Annotated in this window: 31 protein-coding genes, 1 tRNA gene and 2 pseudogenes; 22 read left to right on the forward strand and 12 right to left on the reverse strand. The window is 72.0% G+C overall.

Annotation, left to right across the window (positions count from 1 at the left end; genetic code table 11):
* Positions 1-5: 5 nt before the first annotated feature.
* From RKE29_RS02790 to RKE29_RS02875, 18 genes are all read left to right on the forward strand, one after another.
* The gene (locus tag RKE29_RS02790) at positions 6-170 is read left to right on the forward strand and encodes an Rmf/CrpP fold protein (RefSeq protein WP_312003381.1); all 165 of its coding nucleotides are present in this window, start codon (positions 6-8) and stop codon (positions 168-170) included.
* 85 nt (positions 171-255) lie between these two features.
* Positions 256-954 (forward strand): hypothetical protein, encoded by a 699-nt coding sequence (locus RKE29_RS02795; RefSeq protein ID WP_312003382.1) that lies wholly within the window; start codon positions 256-258, stop codon positions 952-954.
* A 12-nt stretch (positions 955-966) separates the two neighbouring features.
* Positions 967-1,830: a N4-gp56 family major capsid protein gene (locus RKE29_RS02800; protein ID WP_312003383.1), complete on the forward strand. Its 864-nt coding sequence runs from the start codon at positions 967-969 to the stop codon at positions 1,828-1,830.
* Between the two features lie 155 nt (positions 1,831-1,985).
* A complete protein-coding gene (locus RKE29_RS02805; protein WP_312003384.1) occupies positions 1,986-2,378 on the forward strand; it encodes a hypothetical protein in 393 nt (130 codons plus the stop codon).
* Positions 2,375-2,695 carry a hypothetical protein gene (locus RKE29_RS02810; protein WP_312003385.1) on the forward strand — a complete coding sequence of 107 codons (321 nt, stop codon included), beginning with the start codon at positions 2,375-2,377 and terminating at the stop codon, positions 2,693-2,695. Before RKE29_RS02805 ends, RKE29_RS02810 begins: the two co-directional genes overlap by 4 nt.
* On the forward strand, positions 2,692-3,045 hold the full coding sequence (locus tag RKE29_RS02815; protein WP_312003386.1) for a hypothetical protein: 354 nt from the start codon (positions 2,692-2,694) through the stop codon (positions 3,043-3,045). Before RKE29_RS02810 ends, RKE29_RS02815 begins: the two co-directional genes overlap by 4 nt.
* Positions 3,038-3,451 (forward strand): minor capsid protein, encoded by a 414-nt coding sequence (locus RKE29_RS02820; RefSeq protein WP_312003387.1) that lies wholly within the window; start codon positions 3,038-3,040, stop codon positions 3,449-3,451. The genes RKE29_RS02815 and RKE29_RS02820 overlap by 8 nt, the downstream gene beginning before the upstream one ends.
* Before the next feature lie 12 nt (positions 3,452-3,463).
* Positions 3,464-3,934 (forward strand): phage tail tube protein, encoded by a 471-nt coding sequence (locus RKE29_RS02825; protein WP_312003388.1) that lies wholly within the window; start codon positions 3,464-3,466, stop codon positions 3,932-3,934.
* Complete coding sequence (locus RKE29_RS02830) at positions 3,931-4,422, forward strand: hypothetical protein (RefSeq protein WP_312003389.1); 492 nt, start codon at positions 3,931-3,933, stop codon at positions 4,420-4,422. The genes RKE29_RS02825 and RKE29_RS02830 overlap by 4 nt, the downstream gene beginning before the upstream one ends.
* 68 nt (positions 4,423-4,490) lie before the next feature.
* A complete protein-coding gene (locus tag RKE29_RS02835) occupies positions 4,491-4,646 on the forward strand; it encodes a hypothetical protein (protein WP_312003390.1) in 156 nt (51 codons plus the stop codon).
* A 6-nt stretch (positions 4,647-4,652) separates the two neighbouring features.
* Complete coding sequence (locus RKE29_RS02840; RefSeq protein WP_312003391.1) at positions 4,653-7,064, forward strand: phage tail tape measure protein; 2,412 nt, start codon at positions 4,653-4,655, stop codon at positions 7,062-7,064.
* 4 nt (positions 7,065-7,068) lie between these two features.
* The gene (locus RKE29_RS02845) at positions 7,069-7,974 is read left to right on the forward strand and encodes a phage tail domain-containing protein (protein ID WP_312003392.1); all 906 of its coding nucleotides are present in this window, start codon (positions 7,069-7,071) and stop codon (positions 7,972-7,974) included.
* A 16-nt stretch (positions 7,975-7,990) separates the two neighbouring features.
* Positions 7,991-8,998 (forward strand): hypothetical protein, encoded by a 1,008-nt coding sequence (locus RKE29_RS02850; protein WP_312003393.1) that lies wholly within the window; start codon positions 7,991-7,993, stop codon positions 8,996-8,998.
* A gap of 30 nt (positions 8,999-9,028) precedes the next feature.
* Positions 9,029-10,126 carry a hypothetical protein gene (locus tag RKE29_RS02855; RefSeq protein WP_312003394.1) on the forward strand — a complete coding sequence of 366 codons (1,098 nt, stop codon included), beginning with the start codon at positions 9,029-9,031 and terminating at the stop codon, positions 10,124-10,126.
* A complete protein-coding gene (locus tag RKE29_RS02860) occupies positions 10,126-10,350 on the forward strand; it encodes a hypothetical protein (protein ID WP_312003395.1) in 225 nt (74 codons plus the stop codon). Before RKE29_RS02855 ends, RKE29_RS02860 begins: the two co-directional genes overlap by 1 nt.
* A gap of 120 nt (positions 10,351-10,470) precedes the next feature.
* Positions 10,471-11,247, forward strand: a complete 777-nt coding sequence (locus tag RKE29_RS02865; RefSeq protein WP_312003417.1) for a peptidoglycan-binding domain-containing protein — start codon at positions 10,471-10,473, stop codon at positions 11,245-11,247.
* A gap of 71 nt (positions 11,248-11,318) precedes the next feature.
* Positions 11,319-11,552, forward strand: coding sequence for a hypothetical protein (locus RKE29_RS02870; protein ID WP_312003396.1), 234 nt, complete (start codon positions 11,319-11,321; stop codon positions 11,550-11,552).
* Complete coding sequence (locus tag RKE29_RS02875; RefSeq protein ID WP_312003397.1) at positions 11,549-11,884, forward strand: hypothetical protein; 336 nt, start codon at positions 11,549-11,551, stop codon at positions 11,882-11,884. Before RKE29_RS02870 ends, RKE29_RS02875 begins: the two co-directional genes overlap by 4 nt.
* Positions 11,885-12,303: 419 nt before the next feature.
* Here RKE29_RS02875 and RKE29_RS02880 read toward each other — a convergent pair whose 3' ends face one another.
* Positions 12,304-12,657 (reverse strand): hypothetical protein, encoded by a 354-nt coding sequence (locus tag RKE29_RS02880; protein ID WP_312003398.1) that lies wholly within the window; start codon positions 12,655-12,657, stop codon positions 12,304-12,306.
* 165 nt (positions 12,658-12,822) lie between these two features.
* On the opposite strand from RKE29_RS02880, the gene RKE29_RS02885 reads away from it, so the two are divergent.
* Positions 12,823-13,056, forward strand: coding sequence for a GntR family transcriptional regulator (locus tag RKE29_RS02885; RefSeq protein WP_312003399.1), 234 nt, complete (start codon positions 12,823-12,825; stop codon positions 13,054-13,056).
* 75 nt (positions 13,057-13,131) lie between these two features.
* Here the strand turns inward: RKE29_RS02885 and RKE29_RS02890 are convergent, their stop codons facing one another.
* The 7 genes from RKE29_RS02890 to RKE29_RS02920 all read right to left on the reverse strand — a co-directional run bounded on the left by RKE29_RS02890 (position 13,132) and on the right by RKE29_RS02920 (position 16,063).
* Positions 13,132-13,320: a hypothetical protein gene (locus RKE29_RS02890; protein ID WP_312003400.1), complete on the reverse strand. Its 189-nt coding sequence runs from the start codon at positions 13,318-13,320 to the stop codon at positions 13,132-13,134.
* 401 nt (positions 13,321-13,721) lie between these two features.
* Positions 13,722-13,904, reverse strand: a complete 183-nt coding sequence (locus RKE29_RS02895; protein ID WP_312003401.1) for a hypothetical protein — start codon at positions 13,902-13,904, stop codon at positions 13,722-13,724.
* Between the two features lie 111 nt (positions 13,905-14,015).
* Positions 14,016-14,366 (reverse strand): hypothetical protein, encoded by a 351-nt coding sequence (locus RKE29_RS02900; protein ID WP_312003402.1) that lies wholly within the window; start codon positions 14,364-14,366, stop codon positions 14,016-14,018.
* A gap of 599 nt (positions 14,367-14,965) precedes the next feature.
* Complete coding sequence (locus RKE29_RS02905) at positions 14,966-15,103, reverse strand: hypothetical protein (protein ID WP_312003403.1); 138 nt, start codon at positions 15,101-15,103, stop codon at positions 14,966-14,968.
* Positions 15,104-15,189: 86 nt separating this feature from the next.
* Positions 15,190-15,423, reverse strand: coding sequence for a hypothetical protein (locus RKE29_RS02910; protein ID WP_312003404.1), 234 nt, complete (start codon positions 15,421-15,423; stop codon positions 15,190-15,192).
* Complete coding sequence (locus tag RKE29_RS02915) at positions 15,420-15,662, reverse strand: hypothetical protein (RefSeq protein ID WP_312003405.1); 243 nt, start codon at positions 15,660-15,662, stop codon at positions 15,420-15,422. The genes RKE29_RS02910 and RKE29_RS02915 overlap by 4 nt, the downstream gene beginning before the upstream one ends.
* Complete coding sequence (locus tag RKE29_RS02920) at positions 15,659-16,063, reverse strand: hypothetical protein (protein ID WP_312003406.1); 405 nt, start codon at positions 16,061-16,063, stop codon at positions 15,659-15,661. The genes RKE29_RS02915 and RKE29_RS02920 overlap by 4 nt, the downstream gene beginning before the upstream one ends.
* Positions 16,064-16,213: 150 nt before the next feature.
* Between RKE29_RS02920 and RKE29_RS02925 the strand changes: the two genes are divergently transcribed.
* Entirely contained in the window at positions 16,214-17,602 is a 1,389-nt protein-coding gene (locus RKE29_RS02925; RefSeq protein ID WP_312003407.1) for a tetratricopeptide repeat protein, read from the forward strand.
* Positions 17,603-17,919: 317 nt separating this feature from the next.
* On the opposite strand, the gene RKE29_RS02930 is transcribed toward RKE29_RS02925, so the two are convergent.
* On the reverse strand, positions 17,920-18,168 hold the full coding sequence (locus RKE29_RS02930) for a hypothetical protein (protein ID WP_312003408.1): 249 nt from the start codon (positions 18,166-18,168) through the stop codon (positions 17,920-17,922).
* Between the two features lie 119 nt (positions 18,169-18,287).
* Between RKE29_RS02930 and RKE29_RS02935 the strand changes: the two genes are divergently transcribed.
* A complete protein-coding gene (locus RKE29_RS02935) occupies positions 18,288-19,022 on the forward strand; it encodes a hypothetical protein (protein ID WP_312003409.1) in 735 nt (244 codons plus the stop codon).
* Positions 19,023-19,147: 125 nt separating this feature from the next.
* Here RKE29_RS02935 and RKE29_RS02940 read toward each other — a convergent pair whose 3' ends face one another.
* Positions 19,148-19,534, reverse strand: coding sequence for a hypothetical protein (locus RKE29_RS02940; protein WP_312003410.1), 387 nt, complete (start codon positions 19,532-19,534; stop codon positions 19,148-19,150).
* Between RKE29_RS02940 and xerC the strand changes: the two are divergent.
* Positions 19,451-20,422, forward strand: a pseudogene (gene xerC / locus RKE29_RS30755) (tyrosine recombinase XerC); the annotation flags it as partial. The gene RKE29_RS02940 and the pseudogene xerC overlap by 84 nt on opposite strands.
* 251 nt (positions 20,423-20,673) lie before the next feature.
* Here xerC and RKE29_RS02950 read toward each other — a convergent pair.
* Both RKE29_RS02950 and RKE29_RS02955 read right to left on the reverse strand, forming a co-directional pair.
* A tRNA-Lys gene (locus RKE29_RS02950) sits at positions 20,674-20,746 on the reverse strand.
* 146 nt (positions 20,747-20,892) lie between these two features.
* A pseudogene (locus tag RKE29_RS02955) lies at positions 20,893-23,359 on the reverse strand (DEAD/DEAH box helicase).
* Positions 23,360-23,743: the final 384 nt, after the last annotated feature.

Here is a 23,743-nt window from a genome sequence, read left to right on the forward strand (position 1 = left end):
GCGCTATGACCCGCGTGGAGCTGCTGCGCGCGCTGAACGCCGGCCGCGACGCCGGCCTCGCCCGCCGACCGGTCACCGACTGCCCGTACCCGTCCGGCGATCTGCGCCGTAGCGCGTGGGTCCGCGGATACGCCAAGGGCCGCCCGCTCCCGGGCGAGGCCGCCACGTAGCCCCGCCCCTTCTTCTCTCCCAGGGTCCGCCGGTCGGCGGGCCCTTTTTCATGCCCCGACACGGTCACGGAAGGCACGACCACCCATGCCCGACACCCCGAGCCCCGCGACGCCCACCGCCCCGTCCAACGCCCCGTCCGCAACCCCGAGCACCGCGCCGACGGCCCCCGCGGCGCCTGCCGCACCGACGCCGCCCGCCACACCGCCAGGCGCAGCGACGGCCGCGCCGGCGGTACCGGCCGTCGACCCGGCCGCCGAGCAGCGCGCCACCGCCGCCGAGCAGGCCGCGCAGCAGGCCCGGGCCGAGCGCGACGAGCTGCTCGCCGGCCTGCGCCGCGTGCTGGACCCCAACGGCGCGGCGGCCGAGCAGGACCCGGCCGCGCTCGCCGCGCAGGCGACCGCCGAGCGCGACCAGGCGCAGGCCGAAGCCCGCCGCCTGCGCGTGGAGTTGGCCGCGCACCAGGCCGCGCACGGCGCCGGCGCCGACCCGGCCCGCCTGCTGGACTCCCGCACGGTCGAGAAGCAGCTCGCCGCCCTCGACCCCGACGACACCGGGTTCAGCGACAAGCTCGCCGACGTCATCAAGGCCGCCGTCGAGGCGAGCCCTCACCTGCGCGCCGAAGGCGCCCCCGTCGGCCCCGCCCGCGCTGGCGCCGACTTCACCGCAGGCGCCCCGGCGCCGCCGACGGCCGAGCAGTTCGCGCGCATGGGCTACGCCGAGCGCGTCGCGCTGCACCAGTCCGACCCCGATCTGTACGCGCGGCTGTCTGCCGCGTCCGAGTAAGGAGGCCGCCGTATGGCGACCGGCAAGACCACCACGGCACAGATGATCGTTCCCGACGTCTGGGCCGACATGGTGCAGGCGAAGTTCAAGGGCGCCCTTGTGGTGGGCACGCTCGCCCTCGACGACGCAACCCTCGAAGGCAAGCCCGGCGATTCGGTGACCTTCCCGAAGTGGAAGACGCTGGGGGAGGCGGAGGAGCTGAACGAGGGCACGCCGATGACGCCGGAGCAGCTCGCCACCGACCCCGGCAGCAGGGCCGTGATCAAGGAGGTCGGCAAGGCGGTTGAACTGACGGACAAGGCGCGCTTGGTGGCGTTCGGCGACCCGTACGCGGAGACGCAGCGTCAGCTCGGCGTACTGATCGCCCGGAAGATCGACAAAGACCTGATCGCCTCGGCCGAGGCGCCCGGCGTGATCAGCGTGGACGCCTCGGCCGTCCCCCTGTCGTGGGATGTCATGGTCGACGGCATCGCGAAGTTCGGCGACGAGTGGGACCCGCAGAACATGGCCGGTATCGTCATCCACTCCACGCAGCGCGCCAGCCTGTTGAAGGACCCCAATTTCATCAGCGCCGACAAGCTCGGCGCGGGAGCCGTCATCCCCCGCGGCGTGATCGGGCAGGTAGGGGGCGTCAACGTCCTGGTGTCCGACCGGTTGACCACCACCGCCGGCGACGGCACCAACCCGGCCGCGTACCACGCGCTGATGATCCGCCGCGGCTCCCTCGGCCTGCTCTACAAGCGCCGGCCCGTCGTCGAGACCGACCGCGACATCCTCGCCCGTACCACGGTCGTCACCACGAACGTGCATTACGCCACGCACCGGCTCGACGACGAGGGGATCGTCGTGCTCAAGACCCGCGGGGCCACCGCGTGATCCTACGCCGGTACCACCGGCCGCCACCCGCAGCCGAGCAGCCCGAGCCGACCGCCACCCGCGAGCAGCCCGACGACGCCCCGCAGGCCAGCAAGCCGGCGGGGCGTTCTGCTGCCCGCGGCAAGCGGGCCGCTACGACCGGCAGGGGGTGAGCCGTGGCCGGCCGCGTCTACGCCACCCCCGAGCAGCTCGCCGCCTACACCGGTACCCCCGCGCCTGCGGGCGCCGATCGGCTGCTCGCCCGCGCGTCCGAGGACGTCGACGCCGCCCTGGTGACCGCGGTGTACGACGTGGACGCCGACGGGAACCCCACCGCCGCGGCCGTCGCCGCCGCCCTGGCCGAGGCCACGTGCGCCCAGGTCGAGTACCAGGTCGCCACCGGGGACGACGGCACCGGGGCGGCTGGGCAGTGGGACGCCGTCAGCGTCGGCCCCGTGTCCCTGTCCGGCCGGAAAGCCGGAGTGCCGGCCGCGTCCGGTGTCGACCTCGCCCCGCGCGCGCACCGCGCCCTGCGGCGGGCCGGCCTGCTGCCGGGGGTGATCTGGTGAGGGTCCCCGACTGGCTGCTGCGCCACCGCGTGACCATCGAGCCCTACCGCGGCGACACCGCGTACGGCCCGTCCTACGGCCCGCCCGTCGCCGACGTGCGCGCTCTGGTCTCCGCCACCGTCCGCCAGGTACGGCGCGCCACCGACGGCCGCGAGACCACCAGCACGGCGCAGGTCATCACCGCGCCCGGCCTTACCTGCCCGCCCGGCTCACGGCTCACCCTGCCCGGCGGCCGCGTGACGACCGCCCTTTCGACCGCCGAGCACGCCGCGCCGGGCCTGCCCGTACCGGCCTGCACGGAGGTGATCTGCGAATGACGCAGCGCGCCCGCCTCACCTGGAACGGCGCCGCCGCCCTGCGCGCCACCCGCGCCGGCGCCCTGCGCGGCCTGCGCGCCGCCGCCGAACACGTCCTCGAACGCTCCCGCGCCCGCGTCCCGATCGAAGAGGGCACCCTCGAACGCTCCGGCGCCGCCAGCGTGGACGAGGAGGCGCTGACCGCCGGCGTGTCCTACGACACCCCGTACGCCGCCCGCGTGCACGAGGACCTCACCGCCCGGCACGACGCCGGCCGTACCGCGAAGTACCTGGAACGGCCCCTGACCGAGGAGGCCGACACGGTCGCCGAGATCATCGCCGCACAGGTGAGGCGGGTGCTTCGTGGCTGACCTGCTCGGCGGCCTCGCCCGATGGCTGGACGCCGCCGGCCTGCTCACCTACGACCCCACCGGCCGCACGGGCGACACGTTCATCGAGGCCATGCCCCCGGTGCCGGATGCCGCCGTGTCCCTCGCCTTGTACGACGGGCCGCCCCCGGAGGCGCGCGACGGCGCCGACACCCCGCGCTTGCAGGTGCGCGTGCGCGGCGGCCCCGACCCGCGCGCGTCCCGGGCCCGCTGTACGGCCCTGTACCGCGCGTTGCACGGCCTGGCCGGTGTGGTCCTGCCCGACGGGTCGTGGCTGGTCCTGGCCGCCGCCCGCGGCACCCCCGCCCCGTTGGGGCCTGACAGCAACGGCCGGCACGAGCACGTGGTCAGCCTCGACCTGCACGTCGCCGACCCCGCCGACGAGTAAGGAGGTACCCGGATGGCAGGCAGCGGCCGGCCGATCGATGCCCGCGGGTGGCTGTTCGAGGTGGAAGACGCCGACGCCGGCACCGAGACATGGCTGACCATCGGCGGCACGACCAGCTTCACCCACAACCCCGGCGAGAACGAAGAGACCGCGGACACCACGGCGTTCGACAGCGACGGGCAGTACGAGCAGGACGTCATGCAGCGCGGCGCCACGCTGGAAATCCAGGCCCAGTACCGCGTCGACAAGGCCACCGGCGTGCAGGACCCCGGGCAGGCGTACGTCGACCACGCGTGGGCGCAGCGCCTCGGCGTCGACAGCCGCAACCGCGTCCGGTGGCGGCACAAGTCCCAAACGGCGTGGGTGGTGTGGGATGCGACCGTGACCCCGGGCGAGCAGGGCGGCGGCACCAACGACAAGACGAGTTGGTCGTGCACCGTCACCCGGTGCGGGCCGGCATCCGCGATGGCGGTAGCCGGATGAGCGGCGACCGCGACACCGGACCCGTCGACCAGGACGACGCGCAGCAGCCCGCCGCCGACGGTGCAGCCGACTTCGACGCGTTCTTCGCCGAGGAGGCCGCCGCCCGGCCGCGCCAGCGGCTCACCCTCTACGGCCGCGACTACCTGCTGCCCGACTCGCTGCCGCTGCTGTTCACCTTGCAGATGGAGCGCGTCCAGGACTCCAGCGACCCGGCCGACGTGCGGCGGATGCTCGCCACCCTCTACGGGGCCGACGTCCTGGACCTGTGGGCCGAGCAGGGCATGACCGACCGGCAGCTCGGCGTCGTGCTCATCTGGTCTGCCGGCAACATCCGGAAGCCGGGCAGCGTGACCATGCGGCGCGCGGCCGAGCTGTACGCCGAGCAGGATGCGGGAAAAGCCGCGGCGCCGGCGAACCGGGCGGCCCGGCGCACGCCGGCCAGGAAGAAGAAGGGGAAGACGGCGCCGCGTTCTGGCGCGCGGTCCTGACCCACTGGACGGCTGTCGAGGGCGACCTCGCCCGTGCGTACGGCATCAGCACGCGAGACCTCGCGCGGATGTCCACCCGGCGTTTCCTGGTCCTGGTCGCCGGCCTGCCGGGCGAGGCGCGGTTCGCCCGCGCGTGGGCGCGCACCCCCCGAGCTGTCACCGATCCGGCCGAGATCGCCGCGATCACCGGCCTGCCCGCCGGTACCGCGCACGACGGGGGGTGACCGGATATGGCGCTGACCGTCGGCCAGTTGCTCGTCACGATCGACGTTGACGACTCCCCTCTCCAGGGAGGGCTCGCCCGTGTCGAGCGGGCCGTCGTCGCCACCGCCGAGAAGATCACCGCCGAGGCCGCGAGCGCTGGCGAGGCGGCCGGGCAGCAGCTCGGCGACGCCGTCGCCGACGGGGCCGAGGACGGCGGGCAGGCCGCCGGCGGGCGGTTGCGCGACCGCCTCGGCGCGTTCGGCTGGGCCGCGGTCGGCGCGAGCGTCGGCGCCGCGGTGGTGGCCGGCCTCGGGGAGGCCATGTCACAGCAGCGGGAGACGTCGTTGCTGGCCGCCCAGCTCGGCGCCGACCCCGCGCAGGCCAAGCGCCTTGGCAAGGCCGCCGGCGCGCTGTACAGCCGCGGCTATACCGATTCGGTTTCCGACGCGAACGAGGCGCTCAAAGCATTGTGGCAGCAGGGCCTCGTACCCGCCGGTGCGACGGAAAAGGAGTTGGAGAAGGTCGGTGGACGCCTGTCGCAGGTGGCGCAGATCATGGGTGAGGAAGTCGGCCCTACCAGTGTCGCCGTCGGCCAGATGCTCAAGACCGGCATGGCGCGGAACGCGGACGAAGCGTTCGACATACTGACCCGGGGTACGCAACTCGGCATCAACAAGGCCGAGGATCTACTCGACACGTTCAACGAGTATTCGATCCAGTTCCGGGACCTCGGCATTGACGGCAAGCAGGCCCTCGGCATCATGCACCAGGGGTTGCAGGCCGGCGCCCGCGACGCGGACATCGTCGCGGACGCGATGAAGGAACTGAACATCCGGGTCAAGGACGGCAGCGCCGCCGACGGGTTGAAATCCCTCGGCCTGAACGCGGATCAGATGGCGCGCGCGTTCGCGACGGGCGGGCCGAAAGCCCGCGCCGCACTCGACACCATCACCGACCGGCTGCGCGCCGTGAAAGACCCGACCGAGCGATTCCGGCTCGCCCAGCAGTTGCTGGGTACGCAGTCCGAGGACCTTTCACGGGCCCTGCTGGCGATCGACCCGAGCAAGGCGGTCGCCTCCCTCGGCCGGGTCGACGGTGCCGCCAAGCGCGCTGGCGACACCATGCGCGACAACGCCGCCACGAAGGTCACCGTCTTCACGCGATCCCTGCGACAGGGATTCGTCGAGATACTCGGAAACCGTGTCCTGCCCATCCTGACCACAGCGGGCAGCTACCTCGACGACTTCGCCGACGGCCTCGCCGCGGCGGCGGGCTTCGTCGCCCGCAACGGTGCCGCGTTCAGCGTGGCCGCGGGCATCATCACCCTCGTCATGCTGCCCACCCTGGTGCAGTTGGGGACACAGGCCACGGTCACCACCGGTCAGGTGGTCGCCGGCTGGATCGCCCAAAGCGCGGCCGGTGTCGCCGCCGGCGCGCGGTTCGTCGCCGCCAACACGCTGATCCTGGCCGGATGGGTACGGCAGGGGGCCGCCGCGTCCCTGACCGCGCTACGGGTGGTCGCCGCGTGGGTCCTCATGGGCGGGCAGTCCCTCGTTCAGGCCGGGCGCATGGCGGCGGCGTGGGTCATCGCTCTGGGCCCGGTGGGGTGGGTGCTGGCCACCGTGGCCGCACTGGTCGCCCTGATCATCGTCAAATGGGACACGGTCACGTCCGCGACCGGCAGCGCGTGGGATTGGGTGTCGGGCAAGGTCTCCGCCGTCGCCCGGTTCCTGCTGAATCTGTTCATGGCGTGGACGATCGTCGGCGTGATAATCCGGCATTGGGACGCGGTCCGGTCGGGCACCACCCGCGCATGGAACGCCACAACCGATTGGGTAAGAGGAGTTCCTCAGAGGATCATCGGGTTCTTCGCGCGCTGGACTATCGCCGGACTGATCGCATCGCACTGGAAGCGCGTCAAGGACGGCACCGTCCGTGAAGCCGGTGAAATGCTGACGTTCGTCAGTAAACTGCCGGATACGATCGCCGGGTACTTCGGGGATTTCGGTGACCTGCTGTACGACGAAGGGCGAGACGTCGTCCGCGGACTGTGGAACGGCATCAAGTCCATGGGCGACTGGCTGAAGTCGACCCTGTCCGGATGGGCGAAAAAGGTCATTCCCGGGCCGATCAAAAAGGCCCTGGGCATCGGGTCTCCCTCGCGGGTGATGGCGCGCGAGGTGGGACGGTGGATACCCGCCGACGTGGTCGCCGGCATCCGCTCCGGGCAGGGCGCCGTCGCCCGGACCATGGCCCGCCTGGTCACACCACCGCCCCTACCGCCCGTACCGGCGTTCGCCGCCGCGAGCGGGCCACCCGCCCCGCCCGGGTACTTCCCCGGCCGGCCGGCGGTGCACATCGAGCACTGGCACGGCGGCACGCAGACCCCGCAGGAGAACGCCGCCGCGCTGGAATGGCGCATGAAAGCCAGGGGGTGACGCGGTGGTTCCCGGCGACCGGGTGACCGCGCCCGGACACCTCCAGCTCGGCGAGCTGCTGCTCGGCCGCGGCACCCCCTACCGGTGGCGCACCCTCACCGGATGGGCCGACCTCCCCCCGCTGGACAACGGCAGCATCCCCCGGTCGGACGCGCACGGCGCGCTGGCGGGCCGACTGCTGGCACAGTCGCGCGTGATCACGGTCGAGGACCTCGTCATCCGCGCCCGCCCCGACCAACTCGGCGCCGTCGTGCAGCAGCTCGAAGACGCCACCGCGGTCACGGATGACGAGGTGCCCCTGGTGGTGCAGCTCGACGCGCGCGGGCCGCTGCTGGCGTGGGTGCGGGTGACCGCCCGGACGATCCCGGTCGGCCGCGGGTACCGGGTGGGCACCATCACCGGCGCCGCACTCCAGCTCACCGCCACCGACCCCCGCCGCTACGCACTCCCCGAACAGCTCGCGCGGACCGGCCTTCCGACCCCCGAGCCCGGCCTCGACTGGCATGGAACCGCCGGCCTCGACTGGCAGAGCGAGGCCGGCGTCGACTTCGGGCCGCCGGGCAGCACCGGCACCCTCACCGCGGCCAACGCCGGCAACGCCCCCGCCCACCCTGTCGTCGCGTTCACCGGCCCGGTGTCCCTGCCCAGCGTGACCAACCTGGCCACCGGCGACGCCCTCGAATACGCCCTCGACCTGGCCGCCGGTGACGTCCTGACCGTTGACACCGGCGCCGGCACCGTGACCCTCAACGCCACGGCGTCGCGCCTGTACGCCGCCACCGCGCGCAGCGTGCCCGAGCAGACGTTCACGCTGCCACCCGGCGCGACCGACCTCGCGTTCCGCTCCGCCCCCGGCTCGTCCGACCCCGCCGCGTCCGCCACCCTCCGGTGGCGCTCGGCTTACTGGTAGAAGGAGGGCGCCCCGCATGACCGTGCGCGTCGCGTGGCTGCTGTCCGGCCCCCCGAACGGCCAGACCCGCACCGACACCCGCCTCGCCCCTCTGGGGACCATGGCGCCCGAGGGCGAGCTGACCTCGCGCGCCGGCGTCATCGCCGGCGGCGCCCCGCTCGCAGCCACCGGCACCGGACCCATGCAGGTCCAGCTCGGCACCGGCCGCGCCGTGGTGCAAGGCACCACCGCCCAAGGGGCCTACCCGGTGGTGGTCACCGCGCCCGAGACGCTGACCGTCCCGGACGGCGACGCGCAGTACCCCCGCCTGGACTCCCTTGTCCTGCGCGTCTACGACGGGCTGTTCGACGCCTCCGGGCAGACCGCCGCCGCCGTCGAGCTGCTCACCGGCGCCCCGGCCCCCTCGCCGGTCGAGCCGCCCCTGCCCGCCGCCACACTGCGCCTGTGGACCGTCACCGTCCCCGCGGGCGCATCCGCCGGTACCGGCGGTATCCCCTGGTCCTCCGCCCTTGCCGACCGGCGCCGCTACACCACCGCGCACGGCGGGATCATCCCCCGCGCGGCCGGCGACTCCACCCCCGGTGCCTACGACGGGCAGTACCGCGACCGCGGCGGCGTCCTCGAACGCTGGAACGCCACGGCCGGCCAGTGGCAGACCTACCGCCCCCCGCTCGCCGTCGAGTCGGCCACCACCGGTTTCACCGTGGCCGCCGGCTACACCCTCAACGCTTACGCGGCCCGCCGCACCGGCGGTGTGGCGTCCGTCGTGCTCGACGTCCAGCGCAAAGGGCCCCAGCTCGATGTCGGCCCCACCGGCAACGTCAACCCCGACGAGCCGATCGGCACCGTGCCCGCCGGGTGGCGCCCCTTCGCCGACGTCGAGCTGTCCGTCTCAGACGGGTTCGGATCGGGAGCGGCGCGGCTGACGACGGCCGGCACGCTCACCCTGCGCACCTGGTCGAGCAATGGGGCCCTCCTGAACGACCGGCGCCTGCGCACGTCGACGACGTACCTCTTGCCCTGACACGGTCGGGCCCCCGGGGGGAGGTGGCGTGTGCTGCCTGCCCCGTACCGGCTGCTGCTGTGCGACCTGCGCACCGATCAAGTCCTCGACACCCTGCCTGTGCAGGACCTCGCGTTCGACGACTACATCGGCAAGCCGGGCAGCCTCTCGGGCACGGTCCCGATCCCAGACTCGCGGATCGGCGCCCGCGCCCGCGCCGCCCTGGTGCCCGGCCGCACGGCCCTGTGGCTGTACCGCGGGCGCGACCTGTGGTGGGGCGGACTCCTGTGGACCACCGCCGTCCGCTCCGACGAACGCGGTTTCCTGTCCGTACAGGTACAGGCGGGAACCTGGGACACCTACCTCGCGCACCGGCTGATGATGCACAGCTTCACCCTGTCCGGTGACCAGTTCGACATCGTCCGCTTCCTGATCGACTACGTACAGGCCATCGACGGCGGGAACATCGGCATCACGTACGGGCCGGAAACCTCCGGCCGCGTGCGCGACCGCGCCTACAGCGAGTACGACCTGTCCGTCGTGCGCGACCTGATCGACCAACTCGGCGGCGTCGAGGACGGGTTCGAGTGGCGGATCGGCTCCCACCTGGACGCCGACGGCCGCCGCGTGAAGCGCGTGCAGCTCGGACACCCGGTCATCCGCACCGGGCACACCGACATCGTCCTGGACCACCCCGGGCCCATCACCGCCTACACCTGGCCGATCGACGCCACCGGCCGGGCGAACGCCTGGCAGAGCAGGGGCGCGACCGACCCCGCCACCCAAGGCGGCGCCGACGCCGTACCGCTGATGTCCGCCGTACAGCTCGCCGAGCAGGACATCACCGACGGCTGGCCGCGCCTGGACGGCAGCAGCGACTACACCACCGTCACCGAGCAGGCCACCCTCGACGCGCACGCCGCCGCCGACCTCGCCGCCGCCCGCGCCGGAAGCGTGATCCCCGAGATCACGCTCGACATGACCCGCGCCCCGGTCTCTCCCGCCCTGCTCGGCGCGACGGTCCGCGTGCGCATCCACGACCCGTGGCACGACCGGCTCGACGCGCGGTTTCGCGTCGTGGGCCTGTCCGTCGCCCCACCCGACCGCGGCCGGCCCGAAACCGGCCGCCTGTACCTGGAGGCCGCCTAGTGCCCGCGCTTCCGCAGGACATCCTCGACCGCATCCGCCGTCTGGAACGGCAGGTCCGCGCGCTGACCGGCCGCGCCCACACCCGCACCGCCCCCGCCGCCGCGGCCCCGGCCCCGGCCCCGGCCGAATCCACCCCCGTCCCCGCCCCGCCAGCCGACAGCACCGAGACCACCACCGACACCAGTCCGCACACCGCCGACGAGACGAGCCCCGGCCCTGCCTGAGTCACTCCCCGCCAGACCCGTCACCGCCCGGTACCGCACCCCCGCCTGACCCGCCACCTGCTACGCCCCGGCTCTCGGCCGCGGGCGTTTTCTCATGTCTGGAGTTACCCCGTGGCACGTATGCCCGGCGCCGCCTGGCGCCCGATCCCCGTCAACCACACCCGCGGCGGACAGCAGTCCGTACACGGCGTCGTCGTACACATCATGGACGGCTCGTACGGCGGTACGGACTCCTGGTTCCGCAACCCCGACGCCGAGGCGTCCGCGCACTTCGGCACCAGCCGCGCCGGCGCGCTGTGCCAGTGGGTCGACACCGCCGACCGCGCGTGGGCGCAGGCCGGCGGAAACCGCACCTGGCTGTCCGTCGAGAACGAGGGCCGCGGCGGCGACACGCTCACCGACGCCCAGCTCGACCGGTGCGCGGCCGTCCTCGCGTGGGCCCACACCACCCACAGCGTGCCGCTCCAGATCGCAGGCTCTCCCAGCGGGCGCGGCCTGGGCCATCACGCGATGGGCGGTAGCGCGTGGGGCGGACACACCTCCTGCCCCGGTCCACGCGTCGTCGCGCAACTGCCCGAGATCGTCCGCCGGGCGCAGAAGCTCACCGGCAAACCCGCGCCGGGCAAGCCGGCCCCCTACACGCCGCCGACGTTCCCGCCCGGCCTCGGCCCGAACAAGGCCAAGCCGTCGGCGCGACCGCTCCAGCGCGCGCTCAAGGCCGCCGGCTACCTGCCCAAGAGCGTGCAGGAGTCCGACAACTACGGACCCGCCACGCAGGCCGCCGTCGCCCGCTTCCACAACGCGCACCCGCAGTACCGCGCCAAGGGCAAGCCCTACGACCCGGCGATCGGCCCGCACGGGTGGGCCCACCTGTTCCGCCTCGCCCACGGCAGGTAGACCCCGCCCGCCCCGGCCCCGCCGCCGGGGCGGGCCCTGCCGCACCCCCGCTTCACGAAGGAGACCTGTCCATGAGCACCGCCGCCAAGCGCACCGTCCGGACCGTCCTTCAGACCGTTGTCGCGTTCGCCCTCGCCCTGCCCGCCATCGTGCACGCGGCCGGCATCCCCGAGGCCCTGCCGTGGGTCGCCGGCGCCCTCACCGCCGCCGGCGGACTCACCCGCGTCATGGCCCTGCCGTCGGTCGAGGCCCTGCTCGACCGCGTCGGCCTCGGCCTGGCCGACGACACCGACCCGGGCCGGTGACCACGGGAGTCCCCGCCGTCGACCTCGCCGCCGTCTGGAGCGCAGTCGTCGCCGCGGTCGGTGGCGCCCTGGCCCTGCTCTACCGGGCAACCCGCACCGCCCGCCACCTCGCCGAGCGCCTCGGCGACCTCACCGACGACTGGACCGGTACGCCGCAGCGGCCCGGCGTCCCCGCCCGGCCCGGCGTCATGACCCGCCTGGCCCGCATCGAGGAACGCCTCGCCGCCGTCGAGCACGAACTGCACCCCAACGCCGGCAACAGCCTCCGCGACGCCGTCGACCGCGTCGAAGCCCGCGCCCGACAGCTCGCCGACCGTCCACCAGACCGGTAGTACGCACCGGCAGGAACCGACGCCGGCCGCCCGAAGCAAGGACGGCCGTCTCCCCCCGGTGCGCTGCCACCAGCTCAGGAGCGACACAGCCGCGGAAGCCCCGCCCGGTGAGTACCGGGCGGGGCTGGCACGGTGCCGTTGCAGGGGCTACGCGTCCGGCTCCAGTTCCCCCGGGGTCGGACCCGCCGTGACCGTCGGCGCGCACCGGGGGCAGGCGTACAGGACGACCCCGGGCCCGCTGGCCCGCTCGACGTAGCCCACTGCGACCGCAGCGGCGGAAGAACCTCCGCAGCGGCAGCACACCGGGAGCGGCACCGGGAGGGCACCGGAGCCCGGCCACGGCCACGGTTCGTCGGACACGTCCTGCTGGCCTCCACCGTCCCCGGGGGTCTCGGGGCCGTGTTCGCGGGCGGCGTCGCTCACGCTGCGCTCACCGCGTCGAAGTGGTTGCCGGCATAGCTGTAGGAAGGGACGTCCGGTGCGCCCGCCTCCGCAAGAACCAGGGCCATGCGCCGCTCGGCTCGACGCCGCCGCTCCGCCTCCTGCTCCCAGCGCAGGACGTAGGGGCGCACAAGGCTCACGTCGTCGCCCGAGACGGTCCGGTGCCTGTCGAGCACATGGGCGGGTACGGGAGTCGGCCACGGCGTTGCCCACACGCTGACCGGAGCGGGTCCGGGGCGGGTCGGGGTGGTGCGCTGCCCGGCGCTGGGGTGCTGGGGACGGGTGAACAGCGACCGTAACCACGCGACCAGGTGGGTTATAGGGTGCGGCATGTCGTCAGCTCCTCGATAGCTGGGGGCGGTACCCCGGTGGCGCCTGCACGCGCCGCCGGGGTCTTGTCGTCTGACGACGGTAACCAGCTTGTGTATACCTGTCTATACCGAGGTACTGACTTGTATGCCTATGCGTCGAACGCCGTGGCTGGGTACGGTCGCAGGGTGATCGAGTTCGACCCGACGCGCCCCAAGTGGCAACAGATCGCTGAAGCGCTCCGGGAGCGCATCGAGACCGGGGAGTACCCGCCGCGCCACCTGATCTCCGAGGTAGCACTCGAAAAGGAGTTCGGCGTGAACCGGCTGACCGTCCGGAAAGCCACCAAGGCACTCAGGGATCAAGGGCTGATCGTGACGGTTCGCGGGATGGGCTCGTTCGTGGCCGGCCCGGAGAGTTGAGCCCTCGCCCACGGCGGTGAGGGCATGAGACGGCCCCGCCCGTCGCAGACGGGCGGGGCCGCTTGGGGTGCTGCGTCAGGTGACGGGCTTGCTTGACTCCCGCACGCAGTCGAGGCACACCCATGTCGTTCTCAGCACAAGCTGCGTCCGGGATTTGGGGTGCTTGCCGCACCACGTCGAGGCTCCGGAGCGGTCGGGGATGTCGCGCTTGATCAGTCGCTTGATCACGTCGCGGCCCCTGGGCAGCTCGTCAGGATCAGTCATCGTCGCTTTCGGTGTCCTCCGACTCCGGCGAAGGCTCCGCAGGAGTCACGATCTCGTGCTCGAAAACGTCGTACCCGTTCACCTCGTCAGGCATGGCCTCTTCCTCCAGGTTGTCTCGTTCTGACTGCGAGTGGCTGCGGGTTGTGCGCGCCGGGTGTCCCCGGCGCCCCGCCCGTCCGCCACGGGGGCGAGCGGACGGACGGGGCCGTTCGTGGTGTCGGGGGTGCCGGCGCTCCCTGTGGACCCCGGCGGCGCCGACACCCCCTGTCCCTCACCGCTCACGGGGGCGGCGCCCGATGCGCGTTTCCAGCCGCGCGGGCAGGCAGGCACGACACCGGGAGACCCAACCCCGGGTCCTGCCGAGGGACGGCTATCCGTTCCAGCTCCGGCCGGAACGGCTGCTAACGGTTGTACTTGCGGGACAGGTAATCAGCGGCGTTCTCGGTAAGGCCGCTCGCCAGGTCCCGGATATCATCCGGCTGGGCCGGGTCCTCCGCAGTCTGCGCCACCTCGGCCAGGGCCTTGATATCGCGGAAAAACTCCTCATCGGACACGTCGTCCGGGTCGACTGGCTTGACTCCCAAGGTCCATCCTTCTCTGTCGAATATCGGTTCGCATGGTCCGGCAGGCGCCTGTCGTCGCCGCCTGCCGGGGCCCGCTCCGGTCGCAGTCCCCTACGACCAGAGCGGGAGTCTCTACGGGGCCTGAAGGCATTCAGGACAGGTGACAGGCCGGTTCCACTCGGTCGGCTCGCCGGACGCGCCGCACGCCGCGCCACCGGACCGGAGCTTGTGTACGGTCTCCAGGTCAGACCCCACAGTCACGGTCCAACCGCCGGGCGGCGGGAGGACGGGCTCCAGATCGTCGTCGGCTTCGGATGGGGTGCGGGCCACGGAGGGCCCGGCGCCGCCGAGCTTTTCGCGGAAGCGTCCGATCAGCGCGGCCCTACGGTCCCGCTGCCGCAACGCGTCCGCAGAGTCCTTGGCACGGACGGATGTGGTCTTTCCCTTGCGTTTGGTCTGGCGGACTTCGATCGGTCCATTCACGAGCGATTCCTCTCGACGGTCCCTGTCTACTGAGCGAGAAGAGGGTCATCCGGTCGGCACAGGATGAATTACTGGCGGCACGGGCGCGCCGACGATCAACCGGCCGGCCACGATGTCGGGCGTTTATCGCAGGGGAACCAATACGGCATAGTCCACGTACGCCCGCTGAAAACGCAGGTGCCCGGGATTGTCCCGCGCGTGCTTTCGGATCCACTCCAAGCACGCGTCTTCAGTGCCGAGGACTCCGCTCGTGGCCCCGCAGTCTTCTTCGTCTCCCGACACGCACGTGACCGACCGTTCCGCTTCCGCCGTCTCGTCCTTCACCAGCATGTAGAAAACGAAGCGGAAAACCCGGATCACCATCCCAACCCCCGCATTCGGTTCCATTCCGCGACTCGTGCCCGCTCCACGTTCCCGTGGTGATCGCTTCGTTCCCGGGGCCCCGGCCCGACCACTTCCCGGTGCCCCCTTCCGCGCCCAGCCGATCACCCGGCCGAAGGCCGGCCGGGAAGTCGGGCCCGCCCCTGCTACCAAGGAGTCACTGGGTAGCCGGAGACACCGACATCCGGCAGGGCGGGGCCTTGTTCAGGCGCGTGCGCTCACGGCTGGTACGGGTCGCTGACAACCGCCAGCCACCCGAACCCCGCCAGCAGAGCGACCGCGCCGGCGACGACGAGCGCGGCCCGCGTCACGCGCCAGGCGCAGAGCAACCGCCGCACCGCTCCGTCTGTGCTCACCGCCGGAACCGGGAGGCACAACCGGCGCCGGGGCCGCCTGTGCTGACCCGGCCCGGGCGCCGGCACCGGCCGCACCCGCACACGTCTCACGGTCTCTCCCCTTCACCGAACATCGCAGCCAGCAACTTCCCCTCATCAGGCGCAGGCAGCGGCGGGTCCTGGTCGCCACCCTCGGCGAGCACCGCCTCGAACCAGCCATGCACGCGGCGCCGCCGCGGACTTACCAGCAGGACCAAACGCGACCACTGGCCGATCAAACGCCACCAGGCGCGCAGGCGCGACCAGTACGAGTGCAGCCACACGAGTAAGGCCACGTTCACCGCCCCCTCCACCGGCGATCGCGGTTCTCCCGGGCCACCCGCGCGCTCAGCACCTCGCCGACCGTCGGCCGGCGGAACTCCGTGGTGTCCCAGAGTTCGTCACCCGTCGGGGCCTTCAGCGTCAGCGTCAGCGTCCTGTTGTCCCATGCGCTGGCGTAGCCGACCCGGTCGTGCTGGGTGTCGGTCACCAACTCCCCCGGGTCCGGGACGAACGCGGGCCTCAGGCGCTCCCCGCTCACCGCTTGCGCTCCTTCACCAAGGTGGCTACCCACTCCCGCGCCTCCTGCGGGGAGAGGTACCCGAGGTAGATCCGGGGCCCCTCGCCCTCCGGGCACTTGCCGCACGGGGGCGACACGTAGGCACCCGGCAAGGTGAGCCCCATACCCGCGAGCGCCGACTCAAGCTCGTACAGCGTGTTCTGCGCATCCCGCGTCAGCTCGGCCGGCAGCAGGTCCTGCTCCGTCCGAGGCTCCGGCACCCGCTCGGCGTCCGCCACGGGACGCTGATGCAACTCGAAGTGCTCAATGGGCCGGGCACGGACGATCACCTCGTAACCGCCCGGCGAGGCGTCGCGCAAGTGCTGCGCGAGCTGGTCAGCAACGACCTTCAGGCCGTCAACCTGCGAGGGGGGAGTACTCACTACGGGGGACCTCCTGCGGCTCCAGCACGGACCGGGGTAGCTTGTGTGCACTACGTATGTGCACTACGTAACCGCGACGTGACCGACGGCGGTACCGAGGCGGCGACCTGACGGCAATAAAGCCAGTACCGGGACAGGTAGGGGGTGCCCATGGCCGAGAGGCAGCCGAACGTTGCGCTCGAACGCCTGCTGCGTGAGGCTGGGCTCAGCGAGGATCAGTTCGCACGGCTGGTCAACAAGGTGGGGACCGAGTGCGGACGTCGCCTGAAGTACAACCAGTCGGCCGTGAGTCACTGGGTGCGACGCGGAACGGTGCCCCAGGAGCGGGCACGTCCGGTGATCTTGGAAGCGCTCATGCGCAGGCTCGACCGACCGATCACGCATGCTGAGGCTGGGTTCCCCCCGGCAGAAAGCGAGCCGAACGGGGGTACGGATACCGTAGAAGAGTTGGCAGACCTAGGGAGGTTGGACGTGGACCCGGCCCGCCGGAGCGTGCTCGACGTCGGACTCTACGCCGCCACACTCGCGGTTCCCGGCTGGGACGACGCACCCGCACGCATGACGGCCATCAAAACTGGACATAGCAAGCGCGTAGGATTCTCGGACGTCGCATACGTCCGAGCCACGACTGATCATTATTCTGAGATGGACTACAGAGAGGGAGGGCGCCATGCCCGCCCGCAAGCAGCCGCATTCTTAATCAATACGGCGGTGCCTCTCCTCCGAGCAGATGCAACTGAACCCGTACGCAAGGCAATGCTGTCTGCCGTATCAGATTTCTGTTATCTACTTGGCTACATGGCTTTTGACGAAGGCGCGAACGGGCTGGCCCAACGCTACTATGTCAAGGCTCTGGAACTGGCCAAAACAGCGGGAGACAACCTCTCGTATGTGGCAACACTTTGCTTGATGAGCACTCAAGCCATACACCTGGGGCACAGTGCGACAGCGCTTCGCCTCACTCATGCAGCGGAAGGTGTCGCCTCACAGGTAGACACGAGTACGCGCGCATACCTGGCAGTCCACAAAGCGCGCGCCGTCGCCGAGGCCGGGAACGGCAGCGAAGCACGCGCATTGCTGGGAACAGCAGAAAAGCTTATGGGCAGGGTGCAACCTGATGAAGAATCCGTACTCGGCCTCTTCGGCCCTGACGCGCTGACCAAATTCACGTCTCACGTCCAAGAAAGCCTCGGCGACCTAGAAAAATCCGTCAGGGCGATGGAAAATTCCCTAAACCGAATTCCTGCCTCCCGAGTGCGGAGACTGGTTCTCGACGGAGGACGATTGGCTGAGCGCCAATGCACGATCGGCCACCTGGAAAAGGCGTGCGCGACGTGGGGAAAAGTTCTCAACAACTATCCCGATGTTCATTCCGGCCGTTGCGATGAGCGCATCCAAGAAATGATCTCCCTCGTTAATCGATACAAGAAGAATCCGGCCGCGGGCGCCCTCTATGAGCGGGCCCGCGAGGAGCTTCCGCCGAAATTTTGGACTCCGAACAAAAAGACGTCTGCCCGTCGCACGCCGAGCAGGCGCTGAGGTCTCCCACCGGGCCGCACCGCCCGTATCCCAAGCCCATCATGGCCGCCTCAACTCGCTGGGGTCGGAGCCGACGACTCCATCTTCACCGCCTCGCGAAGCCGGAGCGGAAAGGGCAGCGACGGCAGCGCAGCGCGGCCTGCACGGCAGAGCTGGGCATCGACTACCCGGCACCTGCCCGGACGCCCGAGTGCTGCCCCGCCCCACCGCGTGACGGGCAGTGGGCCCGCCAGCAATGCCTACGCCGAGCAGCTGTCCGGCCATAGCGCCGTCGTCAGCAGCGGGCCGAGCGGAGCCCCAGGCGAGGGGTAGACCGGTCAGGCAGTCGGCGAGTCTTCCCCGGCGTCGTCCTGCGCGTCGAGGCCGAGGTAGCGCAGCAGGTCGTATCGCGTCACGCGGTACTGCCGCCCCAGCCGGAGCACACGGACCGGGTACTCGCCCCGCTTGGCCAGGTCATAGCCGTAGGTGCGCCCGATGGCGAGGGCGCGGTTGGCCACATCGAGCGGGAAGGTCACCGGCAGCGCCTCCAGCTCGCCGTGCGTCATCCCTTCGTCGCCGCGTGGCATGTGGCACCCCTTCCCTTGATATGTAGATATGCACTCTGCCCTGTGCAGAACGACTAACGCTGACTGAAAATCTACGTCACCACGAGACGCGGATCAATATGGACTGCTAACGTGTCGATATGCACAGCAGCCTCACGCCCAGTGACACAGTCGCCGGACAAGTCCGCAGGCACCGGACCCGCCTCGGACTCAACCGCGAACAGCTCGCCGCAGAGTGCGCCAGGCTCGGCGCCCCGGATCTGACCTACGCCGCCCTGACCAACATCGAGACCGGCCGACGCAACAAGGACGGCAAACGCCGCCGCGACGTCAGCGTCGACGAACTGCTCGTCCTCGGCCTGGCGCTGGCTGTGCCGCCGCTGCTGCTCCTGCTGCCCCTCGGCGCCGAGGAGACGGTCCCCACCGTCCCCACCGCCGATCCCCGCGACACCTACACCGCTTGGAAGTGGATCACTGGACAGGAAACCCCTGCCCTCGCCGGCCCGGTCGGCGGGCGGTACTACCCCGACCCCCGCACCATCGGCGAGGACGGCCCGAAGTGGGCCGCCGCGTGGGCCGCCGCCGCCTACCCCGCCAGCCTGTACCCGGAGTTCGAGCGCCGCCGCTACGACGTCCTCAAGGCGCAACGACGCACCGGGACGGGCCAAGACAGCCACCGTCCCGAGGACGAGCGCGAGCACGGCCTCGACCGCGAGTACGTCGACCGGCTCGGCGACCTCGCGCACGTGATCAACGACATGACCCGCGTGGGCCTGACGGTCCCACGGTGCGAACCCGAGTGGGTCGAGGCCATGACCGCTCTCGACATGCTCGTCAGCCCGGACGCGGTTCCGACAGACGGAGGTAATGCGTGAACGGATCAACCGGCTCGACCTTCCGGCGGTGCGCCTGCCGCGACCCTGAAACCGGCAAGCAGTACGGCCAGTCGTGCCCCAAGCTGAGCAACAAGCGCCACGGGGTGTGGAACGTCCGACAGGAGCTACCGTCCCGACAGGACGGCACGCGGCGCACGTTCCGGCGCGGCGGCTTCTCCACGAAGACGGACGCCCAAGCAGCGCTCGACAAGGTGCGTGCACTGCTCACGGTTCCCGACGAGGACGACGACGAGAGCCTCAGACACATCGGTGACCTGCTGGAAATGGTCGCCAAGAGCAAGGAGCCGCTGCCGGACGTCGAAGAGACCCGCCGCCGACTCAAGGCCGGCCAGGACATCACCTCCCGCATCACGGTCGGTGAGTGGCTCGACCGCTGGTTCGCGTCGAAGAAGGTCCGGAAGACCACGATCAACGGCTACCGCAGCCACATCGACTACCACCTGAAACCCCGGATCGGCCACATACGCCTTGACCGGCTCAACGTCGGGCACCTGAACGAGATGTTCGACGCCATCAAGGACGACAACGAGGTGATCGAGGCGGAGAACACCGCCCGTCGCGAGCAGCTCGCCCGGTGCAAGCCGAGCAAGGAAGGACGACCGCCTGCGGCCGAGCGTGCCCGGCTGGCCCCGGAGCGGGCAAAGCTGGCCGCCATGAAGCCGTTCCGGAGGCTGACCGGGGCGAATGCACGGCAACGCATCCGCGCGACGTTACGGGCCGCGCTGAACGCGGCCATCGCGCAGCGGTTCATCACCTTCAACCCGGCCGAGCACGTCGAACTGGATTCCGAGCGCCGCCCGAAGGCCGTTCTGTGGACGGACAAGCATGTCGAGCGCTGGCGGAAGACGGGACGGAAGCCGAGTCCCGTCATGGTGTGGACCCCCGCGCAACTCGGCGTGTTCCTCGACAAGGCCGAGGGACACCGCCTGTACGCCTTCTTCCACCTCATCGCCTTCCGCGGACTGCGACGGGGCGAGGGTGTCGGACAGGATTGGGACGAAACCGACCTCGACGGCCAGGACCTGACGGTGTCCAAGGAGATCGTGGTCGACGGCTGGACGCCGGTGGAGACGGAGCCCAAGACGGAGGGTTCGGCGGGCACCATCGCTCTGGACTCGCTGACGGTCTCGGTACTGCGGGAGCACCGGGCGCGGCAGATCGCCGAACGGGACCAGCGGCTGAAGGACGGCTTGCCGTGGACGGACACCGGAAAAATCTTCACCAAGGAAGACGGTACATGGCTGCATCCTGACACCGTCTCGAAGGAGTTCGACGCCCTCGTCGAGGCGGCGGGTCTGCCACCGATCAACCTCCGGGACCTGCGGCACCTCGCCGCGACGCTGATCCACGCGGCCGGCGGCGACCTCCACACGATCAAGGAAACGCTGCGGCACTCGACGATCACGCTTACGAGCAACACGTACACATCGCTGCTGAAGCAGGTCGACCTGGACATCGCGGAGAAGGCGGCCGCCCTGGTGCCCCGGGCACACCCGATGCACGCTACCGGTTCCCCCGGGCTCACCTCGGGCTCACAGCCCGCCGAGGCCGGCGCGGCGTCCCGCCCGGTGAAGCCCGGACGGGACGCCAAATTGCAGGTCAGCGGCGGTAAGGCCGCCACTGCCGACGGTGGGCCGTGTGGGACTCGAACCCACAACCCGAGGATTAAAAGTCCACTGCTCTGCCAATTGAGCTAACGGCCCCGCCCCCGCAGCATAGCCCGGCCCGCACCCGGCGCCCGAGGCAATACCCCGAGGACGCCGAAAGGCCCGCCCCGCACGGTTGTGCGGGACGGGCCTCGTCGGGTCCTTCAGGCGCTCAGCCCGGGCGGGCCGGGTCGGGCGGGTGGTCAGCCGTTGCGCTTCCAGCGGGGCTTGTCGGCGCGGCGGTCGAAGGGGCGGCCGGTCGGGTTGCCCGGGCGGTGGTCGTCGCGGCGGGCCGGGCGGTCGTCGCGGCGGTCGCGGCCCATCGGGCGGTCGCCGCCGCGGTGGGTGTGGCTGTGGCCGTGGTCGCGGCGCTCGAACGGGCGGCCGCCGGAGCGGTCATCCCGCCGGTCGTCGCGGCGGTGGAAGCCGCCGCGCTCGCCGTCCCGGCGGTCCCGGTCGAACGGGCGGTCGTCACGCCGGTCGCGGCGGTCCGCGCGGTCGCCGCGGTCGGTGCGGTCGGACCGCTCCGGCCGGTCGTAGCGCTCGGACCGCTCCGGGCGCTCGTACCGGTCCCGCTCCTCGCGGCGCTCGAACGGGCGGCCGCCGGAGCGGTCATCCCGCCGGTCGTCGCGGCGGTCGCGGCGGTCCGCGCGGTCGCCGCGGTCGGTGCGGTCGGACCGCTCCGGCCGGTCGTAGCGGTCGGACCGCTCCGGGCGCTCGTACCGGTCCCGCTCCTCGCGGCGCTCGAACGGGCGGCCGCCGGAGCGGTCGTCCCGCCGGTCATCGCGCCGGTCGTCCCGGCGGCCGTAGCCGCCGCGGTCGTCGCGCCGCTCGTACGGGCGGCCCCCGCGGTCGTCGCGGCGGCCGTAGCCGTAGCCGCCCCGGTCGTCGCGGCGGTCCCGGCCGTACGGGCGGTCGTCGCGGCGCTCGCGGCGGTCGGCGCGGTCGTACCGCTCCGAACGGTCGGACCGCTCCGGCCGGTCGTAGCGCTCGGACCGCTCCGGGCGCTCGGCCGGCGCCTCACCGGCGGTCGTGGGCTCCGCCGGCTCGGCGGCACCGGCCGCCGGGGCCTCCGCCGCCAGGCGCGGCTCNCTCGGACCGCTCCGGGCGCTCGGCCGGCGCCTCACCGGCGGTCGTGGGCTCCGCCGGCTCGGCGGCACCGGCCGCCGGGGCCTCCGCCGCCAGGCGCGGCTCCGGTACCGGCACGGCCACGGCGCTCTCCGCGGCCTCCGCCGCGTCCGCGGCCACCGGCGGCACGCCGCGCTCGCGGGCCACGCGGGCCGCCAGCCGGTCGGCCTCCTCGCGCAGCTCGGTGGCGCGGCGCTCGGCGCGCTCCAGCTGGCGGGTCAGGTCGTGGACCTCGCGCTCGGCCTGGCGGGCGGCGTTCGCCGCCGACTCGGCCTGCACCTCGGTGAGCGAGCGGGCGCCGGTGATGCGGGCCACGTCCTCGTCGAAGATGCCGGCGCCGCCGACCACGTGCCGGGACGCCTCGACGCCCGCCTCCTCCATGAGCCGGAAGATCTGCCGCCGCTGGTGCGGCAGGGCCAGCGAGACCACGGTGCCGCTGCGGCCCGCGCGCGCGGTGCGGCCGGAGCGGTGCAGGTAGTCCTTGTGGTCGCCGGCCGGGTCCACGTTCAGCACCAGGTCGATGCCGTCGACGTGGATGCCGCGGGCCGCGACGTCGGTGGCGACGAGCACGTTGACCAGGCCGTCCTTGAAGTCGGCCAGCGTCCGGGTGCGGGCGCCCTGGGTCATGCCGCCGTGCAGCGCGTCCGCCCGTACGCCCGCGTCCACGAGCTGGCCGGCGACGCGGTCGGCGCCCAGCTGGGTGCGTACGAAGATGATGGTCCGGCCCTTGCGCGCGGCGATCGCGGCGGTGACCGGGGCCTTGTCCTTCGGCTTCACCACCAGCACGTGGTGGGTCATGGTGGTCACCGCGCCAGCCGACGGGTCGACCTCGTGCGTGACCGGGTCGACCAGGTAGCGCTTGACGAGCGTGTCGATCTCGTTTTCGAGAGTGGCCGAGAACAGCAGCCGCTGGCCGCCCTGCGGGACCAGGTCCAGGATCTCGGTGACCTCCGGCAGGAAGCCCATGTCGGCCATCTGGTCGGCCTCGTCCAGCACCGCGATCTGCACCCGGTCCAGGGAGGCCGCGCCCCGGTCGATGATGTCGCGCAGCCGGCCGGGCGTGGCGACGAGGATGTCGACGCCCCGCTCCAGCGCGTAGATCTGGTTGCCCATCGACGTGCCGCCGCAGACGACCTTCAGGCCCAGGCCCAGCAGGTCGCCGTACGGCTGGAGCGCGTCGCTCACCTGCATGGCCAGCTCGCGGGTCGGGGTGAGGATGAGGCCGCGCGGGCGCTTCTTCTCGGTGTGGCCGCCGGCCAGGGTGGTCAGCAGCGGCAGGCCGAAGGACAGGGTCTTGCCGGAGCCGGTGCGCCCGCGGCCGAGGATGTCCTTTCCGGCCAGGGCGTCCGGGATGGTCGCGGCCTGGATCGGGAAGGGCCGGGTCACGCCGTTTTCCGCCAGCTTGCGCACGATGCGCTCGGACAGGCCGAGGTCGGCGAAGGTGATCTCGGGGGCCGGTGCGGGCGCGGCGGCCTCGGGGGACGTCTCCTCGGAGCGCTCGTCGGAAACGGGCATGACAGCGTGGTCAGTGCTTACGGACATACGAAATGCGAAACCTTCCGGAGTCTCGGCACGCGCCCAGCTCCGTGTGATTACGCATACGACCGCCTCGATGCGGTCAGCCACGGCATGGAAAGGAACGCGCCTCGCGGCCCACCTCGGCGTGTGTTCACCAAGGCGGCCGGGCAAATGGGATCAAACGATCTACCACCATACGCACTCTGCGCCGCGAAGAGCAAATGCGTACGGCCGTGTCCTGCGACACACCCCCGGATCCGGCCGGCTACTCCGGCCCCGCCTGCGGCGACGCGTCCGGCACCCGGCCCTCCTCGGCGGGCGGCGACGGCGCGGACGGCGGCTCGGCCGAGCTGGGCCGCGGCGCCGGGTCGCTCGGCGCGGGCTCCGGCGGCCTGGGGCGCGGCGCGG

The sequence above is a fragment of the Streptomyces sp. B1866 genome (assembly GCF_031932565.1).
In the GTDB taxonomy this organism is placed as follows: domain Bacteria; phylum Actinomycetota; class Actinomycetes; order Streptomycetales; family Streptomycetaceae; genus Streptomyces.

Excerpts from the sequence above, each read along its gene's own strand:
- RKE29_RS02880 (WP_312003398.1), bottom strand. The coding sequence starts at position 12,657 with ATGCCGCACCCTATAACCCACCTGGTCGCGTGGTTACGGTCGCTGTTC.
- RKE29_RS02795 (WP_312003382.1), top strand. The coding sequence starts at position 256 with ATGCCCGACACCCCGAGCCCCGCGACGCCCACCGCCCCGTCCAACGCC.
- RKE29_RS02790 (WP_312003381.1), top strand. The coding sequence starts at position 6 with ATGACCCGCGTGGAGCTGCTGCGCGCGCTGAACGCCGGCCGCGACGCC.
- RKE29_RS02830 (WP_312003389.1), top strand. The coding sequence starts at position 3,931 with ATGAGCGGCGACCGCGACACCGGACCCGTCGACCAGGACGACGCGCAG.
- RKE29_RS02800 (WP_312003383.1), top strand. The coding sequence starts at position 967 with ATGGCGACCGGCAAGACCACCACGGCACAGATGATCGTTCCCGACGTC.
- RKE29_RS02835 (WP_312003390.1), top strand. The coding sequence starts at position 4,491 with ATGTCCACCCGGCGTTTCCTGGTCCTGGTCGCCGGCCTGCCGGGCGAG.
- RKE29_RS02935 (WP_312003409.1), top strand. The coding sequence starts at position 18,288 with ATGCACAGCAGCCTCACGCCCAGTGACACAGTCGCCGGACAAGTCCGC.
- RKE29_RS02930 (WP_312003408.1), bottom strand. The coding sequence starts at position 18,168 with ATGCCACGCGGCGACGAAGGGATGACGCACGGCGAGCTGGAGGCGCTG.
- RKE29_RS02865 (WP_312003417.1), top strand. The coding sequence starts at position 10,471 with ATGCCCGGCGCCGCCTGGCGCCCGATCCCCGTCAACCACACCCGCGGC.
- RKE29_RS02825 (WP_312003388.1), top strand. The coding sequence starts at position 3,464 with ATGGCAGGCAGCGGCCGGCCGATCGATGCCCGCGGGTGGCTGTTCGAG.
- RKE29_RS02925 (WP_312003407.1), top strand. The coding sequence starts at position 16,214 with ATGGCCGAGAGGCAGCCGAACGTTGCGCTCGAACGCCTGCTGCGTGAG.
- RKE29_RS02870 (WP_312003396.1), top strand. The coding sequence starts at position 11,319 with ATGAGCACCGCCGCCAAGCGCACCGTCCGGACCGTCCTTCAGACCGTT.
- RKE29_RS02815 (WP_312003386.1), top strand. The coding sequence starts at position 2,692 with ATGACGCAGCGCGCCCGCCTCACCTGGAACGGCGCCGCCGCCCTGCGC.
- RKE29_RS02890 (WP_312003400.1), bottom strand. The coding sequence starts at position 13,320 with ATGACTGATCCTGACGAGCTGCCCAGGGGCCGCGACGTGATCAAGCGA.
- RKE29_RS02840 (WP_312003391.1), top strand. The coding sequence starts at position 4,653 with ATGGCGCTGACCGTCGGCCAGTTGCTCGTCACGATCGACGTTGACGAC.
- RKE29_RS02850 (WP_312003393.1), top strand. The coding sequence starts at position 7,991 with ATGACCGTGCGCGTCGCGTGGCTGCTGTCCGGCCCCCCGAACGGCCAG.